Consider the following 7,515-nt stretch of genomic DNA (forward strand, 5'->3'; position numbering starts at 1 on the left):
GTAAGCGCTCAACAAACCCCGCCCAATTAATTATTTGCAAACTCAGATAATGCACCTATAGTTTTCTACAGGCTCTGGATGAGTCTACAGCATGGAAGGTAATCTCAAGGATGAGGGGCAGCAAGGGATTGGATGGCGTTGCCAAGAAGGCGACTGCCTTCCTGCTACTTTTCTGTATTAGGCGTTTGCCCACGGCAACAATGCCTGTAATTCTTCGGTTGTTGTCATACTTGGTAATTGATTAAAGACTTTGCACAAATACACGTAAGGCTCAAGGCCATTGGCTTTTGCCGTTTCGATTAAACTATAAATAGCGGCGCTGGTATGAGCACCTCTAGGCGTTGCGCTAAACAGCCAGTTCTTGCGACCTATAACAAAAGGCCGGATGGCATTCTCGGCAAGGTTGTTATCAATATTCACGTCACCATCTTCCGTGTATCGAATCAACTTTTCCCAATTTTTATTGAGATAACCCAGTGCGGTACCCAGCAGGCCTTTGGGCAAGGTACTGTGTAAAGTTTTGTCCAACCACTCCCTAAGGGCATTGAGGATCGGAACGCTTTTGTCTTGTCGCAGCTGGTGACGGGCTTCGCTGCTCGCGTCCTTCGCCTGCTTTTCGATAGCATACAGCTTGGCAATATAGTTAATGGCCACATCGGCCTTGCCGGTGCGGGTAGTCTTTTTGTCTTTGGAGATAGCCGCCTTTTGGGCATCAATGAATTTACGGCGTGCGTGTGCCCAGCACCCCACATGGCTAATATCTTCTTGGCGGCCGACGGCATGGTAGCCTGCATAGTCATCGGTTTGCAGATAACCACTAAAACCCGTGAGTAAGTTCTTCGCCACGCTGCCAGCGCGACTCGGCGCATAGTCATACAACACGATGGGGTGATCTGGGGCGCCACTACGCCTGACCCACATATACGATTGGCTACTCGCGGGCCTGTCCGGTTCGTTTAATACCTGAAGCGGCGTTTCGTCGCACTGGATGATTTTGCCTCGGCGAAGCTCGTGATCAAGCTGGGTGATGAGTGGCGCGATCAATTCGCCGCTGCGCATCATCCAATTCGCGAGGGTGTTGCGGGGGATATCAATTTCCATCCGTTTGAAGATGGCTTCTTGGCGGTGCAGCGGCAGCGCATCTTGGTATTTCGCGGTAGCGATATACGCCAGTAGGCCTGGGCTCGCATTGCTCTTTGGAATGGGCTGTGCGGGTAATGCGGCGGTACATACTGTCGACTCACACGCTTTGCAGGCGTATTTCAGTCGGGCGTGTACTAAGACTTGGACGGTTGCGGGAATGATATCCAACTGCTCGCTGGTGTCTTCGCCAATATGCGTTAGCGCACAACCGCAGTCACAGACTTTCTCTACATCAGACAGGTCATGTTCGATACGGACGCGAGGCAAGTCAGCAGGCAACGATTTACGACCACGAGATTTGCGACGCTCGTATTGGATCGTTTCGGTTTCGGCGTCATCCGTGTTTTCGCTAAGGTCGTCTTCAGAAGCAGGCTCAGCCGCTTCGGCTTCATTAAACAGCTCGGCCTGTTCGTCCGACTTCTCGCTACTGGCCGCAAAGCGTTTATGCCTGAGTAAACGCACTTGCTCTTCGAGTAACGAGATGCGTTTATCCTTCTCATTGAGGCGAAGTTCTTTCTCAAACAGCAAAGCTTTGAGTGCAGAAATATCATCGGGAAGTGTGTTGGTGGGAGGCGGTGTCATGCTGTGTATTATATCAAAAGTGAGTCAGCTAACCGAATCAAAATACAAGGTTTCATGCGGTTTATTGCGCCAAATATCCAAGCCATCAAGCAAAAAGTTTAAGTCGCGACCATCGCGTAATTCATAGCCGGATTCGCATTGGCGAGGCCATTTAAAGCGCTGCTTTTCTAGGCGCTTATACCAGACCACAAAACCGTTTCGCTCCCAATACAGAAGTTTGATTTTATCCCGGCCACGATTACAAAATACAAATAGCACCTCCATCATCGGCGAGAGCGCCAGCTCGGTTTCAACCAGCGCGGCCAATCCGTTGATGGACTTGCGCATATCCACCGGAGCCATGTACAAATAGACCTCAACATGGGAGGTCGGCCGCAGCATCAGTTCGACTCCCGCAGGATATGTAGTACCACGGGCAAGACAACAGGCAAATCGTTGGCGGATAATTCCAATCGAACGCCCAGCGGCAAATTCATGATCATACGAGATGAGGTCGGCATACCGCCCAGCTTCATTAATTTCGCAGCCGGTTCTTTTGCGGGGCTCAGCCGATTACGCCAATAAGCAAAGTTGTGAAACTTGATCTCATGCTGCTTGCAATACGCAGCTTGAGATAGGTTGCTGCCTTGCCAAGCAGAGACGTGGTCTTGCCAGAATTGTGTTTTGTTGATTGTGTTCATGGACGACTCCTCAGCTTAAAACTGAAGAGTAAATCTACCGCGACGAAATTATTAGATGGGGTTTATTGAGCGCTTACTTTCGTAACCGTCCGGCGAACTCACCTTCCCATCCAATTTTAAGATAGTAGTCTTGGTGTCCACCTCATACTAAGTGGACACCAACAATGGATACTCAAGGATTACTTCCCGCGCCAGCCACGCCACCTCGCCGCAAACATTCACCCGAATTTAAGGAGCAAGTTGTGGCGGCGAGTTATGCGCCAGATACTTCTGTGGCACGCGTGGCGCAGCAGTTTAAAATCAATGCCAATCTCGTGCATAAATGGCGGCGCCAGCTTGAATCGAAGGCGGCTGGCTGTGATGACTTTATTAAAGTTGCGCCGCGAATTCCCGCTAGGGCATTGAGCACCTCAGGCCCTGATGCCACACTAAAAGTCGAACTAAGCAGCACCCTTGGCCCTGTCACGATCCACTGGCCAATGGCTGAACTTGCCGATTTAGCTTCTTGGCTGAAATCCCTGTCATGATTCGCATCGACGAGATTTGGTTAGCGCGAGAACCTTTAGATATGCGCGCAGGGCCAGATACCACTTTGGCGCGCGTGGTGCAAAGCTTCGGCGAAGCACGCCCCCATTGCGCCTACCTTTTTGCCAACAAGCGCGCCAATCGGATGAAGGTATTGGTGCACGATGGCTTTGGTTTGTGGCTAGCGGCCCGCCGATTGCACAAGGGTAAATTTAGTTGGTGCGCGCTGCGTGAAGGGCGGGCCATCGCGCTAGATAAGGAACAGCTGCAAGCGCTCGTCGTCGGTTTGCCCTGGCAACACGCTGGTGGCGCAGCCACCATCTCGGTGCTGTAATCTCGAGACGTGGTCTTGCCAGAATTGGGCTTTGTTGATGGTGCTCATGGATGACTCCTCAGTTAAAAGCTGAAGAGTAAAGCCGTGGTAGAAAAATTATTAGATGGGGTTACTTGACCGCTTACCGCTTACGTATGGGTGAGGTCGAACGATAATCTATTAATGACTGAGATTCCCGAGTTACGGACGAAATTGAAAGAGTCACTTGAGTCAGCTAGAGAGCGCAGCTCAAAATTTATTGGGCACTTCAGGGCTGTTGAGCGCTTACGAGACTTCTACATCTAAGGATAGGCTGCTGCACAGTTTTGCCTACAGTTACCAAAGGCTTTCGATCGAATAACATAAATTTGAAAATAGAAATTCGTTTATTCATCTCGAAACTTACTAATATTATTACTTTTTTGGATTGATCGTAGTGTGCTCAGCTCAAGCTCAAGCCGCGCGTTGATGCTCGCCAACTCAACTACTTGATATTTAAGTTCCTTGTTTTCTTGTCGAAGTGCTTGGTTTTTTTCCCTTTCTGCATTCAGTGCGTCGTGCTTTCTTTTCTTCTCTGCCCGAATTTCCTTACCTTGATTTTTTTTTATCCGTTCCAGTAATGTCGGGTAGTCTTTGTGGATTAAGCTATCGCTTACGCCAGCTTCTTCCGCTACTGCTTTTATAGACATTTTTCGGTCTGCTGAAATAATTTTAGGTTTTCCATTCTCGATACGGACAATGGCCCTTCTAATTTTATTATTAGTATCAATTTTTTTTGGCATGCTCAGTAATCCGTTTCTTGATTTCATTTATGTCGGCTCCTAGTTCAGATAGGACCTTTTCGCAGCGAATTATGGTGCGCTCGATAGTCGCCGAACCTCCTGGTCCTACTTGGTCCGAAATGGCCCTGAGCTCCAATTGCTGAGCGTAGATCGCTTCCCAGTGATACTGGCGTGAATCATCTATAATGCTATGATTGCAATCTTCGCATTGCCCCCCGCTGCAGCCAAAACTATCATTAGTGCACCAGGCTATGCCCGTTGACCTTACGATAATGCTATCGCTTACAATTTCTATCATTTCTTTACGACTGCCATACGTTTTGACGGTATCTTCTTTATTGCGAAGTGCAATAATTCTGGTTTTAAGTCCACCTGTAATCGGAGTGTTATCGTTCAGCCAATGTTCTAAAATGTTCATTCCCACCTCTTTATAGGAATTATTTATCTCGGTAAACAGTTCTAAATCAAGAGCCTCATCAAGAGCGTAAAGGCTTGTCATATCTAGCGACCAATGTTTGTAATGGTCTCTTAGATAGCGAAGATCGCCCAATTGGTTATGTGCCACAAAATGCGCAAAGGTTCGTCTTGATTGGTGGCTAGAATAGTGCCAGTCAGCTCCAGCTGCTTTCACGAGCCGCCTCAATCGGCTATTTATCGTGCGTCCATCTTGAACGTCAATGGTATTATATGAGTCTTTATTTTTTGTGAGTAGACAGGATCGTCTAACGCGTTCAGCTCGTTCAGCTGTTATATGATCACCTCGGCTGACCGCTTCTTTTTGCTGTTTATCCAGTGCATCTCTCAACGGGGCTGATAGACAGGTAATCACGTCTAAAGCGCGTATTGCTATTTCTGGGCAAAGCCATGACGTCAACTGGTAACCTGTTTTCAATGACCTCGAAACGATAAAATAGTAGCGCTCACCATATTCATCTAATTTGCTGTAGTGGTTGTCAGCTTCTATTTCACACAGTTCATGCACGCGAATTCCGGTCGTCCCCAAAATAAGTAAGCGCTCAATAAACCCCATCTAATAATTTCGTCGCGGTAGATTTACTCTTCAGTTTTAAGCTGAGGAGTCGTCCATGAACACAATCAACAAAACACAATTCTGGCAAGACCACGTCTCTGCTTGGCAAGGCAGCAACCTATCTCAAGCTGCGTATTGCAAGCAGCATGAGATCAAGTTTCACAACTTTGCTTATTGGCGTAATCGGCTGAGCCCCGCAAAAGAACCGGCTGCGAAATTAATGAAGCTGGGCGGTATGCCGACCTCATCTCGTATGATCATGAATTTGCCGCTGGGCGTTCGATTGGAATTATCCGCCAACGATTTGCCTGTTGTCTTGCCCGTGGTACTACATATCCTGCGGGAGTCGAACTGATGCTGCGGCCGACCTCCCATGTTGAGGTCTATTTGTACATGGCTCCGGTGGATATGCGCAAGTCCATCAACGGATTGGCCGCGCTGGTTGAAACCGAGCTGGCGCTCTCGCCGATGATGGAGGTGCTATTTGTATTTTGTAATCGTGGCCGGGATAAAATCAAACTTCTGTATTGGGAGCGAAACGGTTTTGTGGTCTGGTATAAGCGCCTAGAAAAGCAGCGCTTTAAATGGCCTCGCCAATGCGAATCCGGCTATGAATTACGCGATGGTCGCGACTTAAACTTTTTGCTTGATGGCTTGGATATTTGGCGCAATAAACCGCATGAAACCTTGTATTTTGATTCGGTTAGCTGACTCACTTTTGATATAATACACAGCATGACACCGCCTCCCACCAACACACTTCCCGATGATATTTCTGCACTCAAAGCTTTGCTGTTTGAGAAAGAACTTCGCCTCAATGAGAAGGATAAACGCATCTCGTTACTCGAAGAGCAAGTGCGTTTACTCAGGCATAAACGCTTTGCGGCCAGTAGCGAGAAGTCGGACGAACAGGCCGAGCTGTTTAATGAAGCCGAAGCGGCTGAGCCTGCTTCTGAAGACGACCTTAGCGAAAACACGGATGACGCCGAAACCGAAACGATCCAATACGAGCGTCGCAAATCTCGTGGTCGTAAATCGTTGCCTGCTGACTTGCCTCGCGTCCGTATCGAACATGACCTGTCTGATGTAGAGAAAGTCTGTGACTGCGGTTGTGCGCTAACGCATATTGGCGAAGACACCAGCGAGCAGTTGGATATCATTCCCGCAACCGTCCAAGTCTTAGTACACGCCCGACTGAAATACGCCTGCAAAGCGTGTGAGTCGACAGTATGTACCGCCGCATTACCCGCACAGCCCATTCCAAAGAGCAATGCGAGCCCAGGCCTACTGGCGTATATCGCTACCGCGAAATACCAAGATGCGCTGCCGCTGCACCGCCAAGAAGCCATCTTCAAACGGATGGAAATTGATATCCCCCGCAACACCCTCGCGAATTGGATGATGCGCAGCGGCGAATTGATCGCGCCACTCATCACCCAGCTTGATCACGAGCTTCGCCGAGGCAAAATCATCCAGTGCGACGAAACGCCGCTTCAGGTATTAAACGAACCGGACAGGCCCGCGAGTAGCCAATCGTATATGTGGGTCAGGCGTAGTGGCGCCCCAGATCACCCCATCGTGTTGTATGACTATGCGCCGAGTCGCGCTGGCAGCGTGGCGAAGAACTTACTCACGGGTTTTAGTGGTTATCTGCAAACCGATGACTATGCAGGCTACCATGCCGTCGGCCGCCAAGAAGATATTAGCCATGTGGGGTGCTGGGCACACGCACGCCGTAAATTCATTGATGCCCAAAAGGCGGCTATCTCCAAAGACAAAAAGACTACCCGCACCGGCAAGGCCGATGTGGCCATTAACTATATTGCCAAGCTGTATGCTATCGAAAAGCAGGCGAAGGACGCGAGCAGCGAAGCCCGTCACCAGCTGCGACAAGACAAAAGCGTTCCGATCCTCAATGCCCTTAGGGAGTGGTTGGACAAAACTTTACACAGTACCTTGCCCAAAGGCCTGCTGGGTACCGCACTGGGTTATCTCAATAAAAATTGGGAAAAGTTGATTCGATACACGGAAGATGGTGACGTGAATATTGATAACAACCTTGCCGAGAATGCCATCCGGCCTTTTGTTATAGGTCGCAAGAACTGGCTGTTTAGCGCAACGCCTAGAGGTGCTCATACCAGCGCCGCTATTTATAGTTTAATCGAAACGGCAAAAGCCAATGGCCTTGAGCCTTACGTGTATTTGTGCAAAGTCTTTAATCAATTACCAAGTATGACAACAACCGAAGAATTACAGGCATTGTTGCCGTGGGCAAACGCCTAATACAGAAAAGTAGCAGGAAGGCAGTCGCCTTCTTGGCAACGCCATCCAATCCCTTGCTGCCCCTCATCCTTGAGATTACCTTCCATGCTGTAGACTCATCCAGAGCCTGTAGAAAACTATAGGTGCATTATCTGAGTTTGCAAATAATTAATTGGGCGGGGTTTGTTGAGCGCTTAC

At 48.9% G+C, this 7,515-nt stretch carries 11 protein-coding genes; 6 read left to right on the forward strand and 5 right to left on the reverse strand.

Features of this window, described 5'->3' with window-relative positions; genetic code table 11:
- Window positions 1-177: 177 nt before the first annotated feature.
- Genes tnpC (C0068_RS00005) through tnpA (C0068_RS00015) form a run of 3 tightly spaced genes read right to left on the reverse strand, consistent with a single transcriptional unit; the run spans window position 178 to window position 2,405 of the window.
- Entirely contained in the window at window positions 178-1,725 is a 1,548-nt protein-coding gene (gene tnpC, locus C0068_RS00005) for an IS66 family transposase (RefSeq protein WP_103682443.1), read from the reverse strand.
- 24 nt (window positions 1,726-1,749) lie between these two features.
- Window positions 1,750-2,106: an IS66 family insertion sequence element accessory protein TnpB gene (gene tnpB / locus C0068_RS00010; protein WP_103682444.1), complete on the reverse strand. Its 357-nt coding sequence runs from the start codon at window positions 2,104-2,106 to the stop codon at window positions 1,750-1,752.
- Complete coding sequence (gene tnpA, locus C0068_RS00015) at window positions 2,106-2,405, reverse strand: IS66 family insertion sequence element accessory protein TnpA (RefSeq protein ID WP_103682445.1); 300 nt, start codon at window positions 2,403-2,405, stop codon at window positions 2,106-2,108. The genes tnpB (C0068_RS00010) and tnpA (C0068_RS00015) overlap by 1 nt, the downstream gene beginning before the upstream one ends.
- Before the next feature lie 164 nt (window positions 2,406-2,569).
- Between tnpA (C0068_RS00015) and C0068_RS00020 the strand changes: the two genes are divergently transcribed.
- The 3 genes from C0068_RS00020 (at window position 2,570) to C0068_RS19925 (ending at window position 3,549) form a co-directional block, all read left to right on the forward strand.
- Complete coding sequence (locus tag C0068_RS00020) at window positions 2,570-2,932, forward strand: transposase (RefSeq protein ID WP_103682446.1); 363 nt, start codon at window positions 2,570-2,572, stop codon at window positions 2,930-2,932.
- Window positions 2,911-3,264, forward strand: coding sequence for an IS66 family insertion sequence element accessory protein TnpB (gene tnpB, locus C0068_RS00025; RefSeq protein ID WP_199176068.1), 354 nt, complete (start codon window positions 2,911-2,913; stop codon window positions 3,262-3,264). The genes C0068_RS00020 and tnpB (C0068_RS00025) overlap by 22 nt, the downstream gene beginning before the upstream one ends.
- Before the next feature lie 162 nt (window positions 3,265-3,426).
- Window positions 3,427-3,549 carry a VspR family transcription factor gene (locus tag C0068_RS19925; RefSeq protein ID WP_491522694.1) on the forward strand — a complete coding sequence of 41 codons (123 nt, stop codon included), beginning with the start codon at window positions 3,427-3,429 and terminating at the stop codon, window positions 3,547-3,549.
- A gap of 80 nt (window positions 3,550-3,629) precedes the next feature.
- On the opposite strand, the gene C0068_RS00030 is transcribed toward C0068_RS19925, so the two are convergent.
- Both C0068_RS00030 and C0068_RS00035 read right to left on the reverse strand, forming a co-directional pair.
- Window positions 3,630-4,025, reverse strand: a complete 396-nt coding sequence (locus C0068_RS00030; RefSeq protein ID WP_103682448.1) for a TetR family transcriptional regulator — start codon at window positions 4,023-4,025, stop codon at window positions 3,630-3,632.
- Window positions 4,009-5,055, reverse strand: a complete 1,047-nt coding sequence (locus C0068_RS00035) for a site-specific integrase (protein WP_103682449.1) — start codon at window positions 5,053-5,055, stop codon at window positions 4,009-4,011. The genes C0068_RS00030 and C0068_RS00035 overlap by 17 nt, the downstream gene beginning before the upstream one ends.
- Before the next feature lie 55 nt (window positions 5,056-5,110).
- Between C0068_RS00035 and tnpA (C0068_RS00040) the strand changes: the two genes are divergently transcribed.
- The 3 genes from tnpA (C0068_RS00040) to tnpC (C0068_RS00050) are packed head-to-tail and all read left to right on the forward strand — an operon-like array spanning window position 5,111 to window position 7,338.
- Entirely contained in the window at window positions 5,111-5,410 is a 300-nt protein-coding gene (gene tnpA, locus C0068_RS00040) for an IS66 family insertion sequence element accessory protein TnpA (protein WP_103682445.1), read from the forward strand.
- Window positions 5,410-5,766 (forward strand): IS66 family insertion sequence element accessory protein TnpB, encoded by a 357-nt coding sequence (gene tnpB / locus C0068_RS00045; RefSeq protein ID WP_103682444.1) that lies wholly within the window; start codon window positions 5,410-5,412, stop codon window positions 5,764-5,766. Before tnpA (C0068_RS00040) ends, tnpB (C0068_RS00045) begins: the two co-directional genes overlap by 1 nt.
- 24 nt (window positions 5,767-5,790) lie before the next feature.
- Complete coding sequence (tnpC, locus tag C0068_RS00050; protein ID WP_103682443.1) at window positions 5,791-7,338, forward strand: IS66 family transposase; 1,548 nt, start codon at window positions 5,791-5,793, stop codon at window positions 7,336-7,338.
- Window positions 7,339-7,515 lie beyond the last annotated feature (177 nt).

Source organism: Zhongshania marina, assembly GCF_002915595.1.
GTDB lineage: Bacteria > Pseudomonadota > Gammaproteobacteria > Pseudomonadales > Spongiibacteraceae > Spongiibacter > Spongiibacter marinus_B.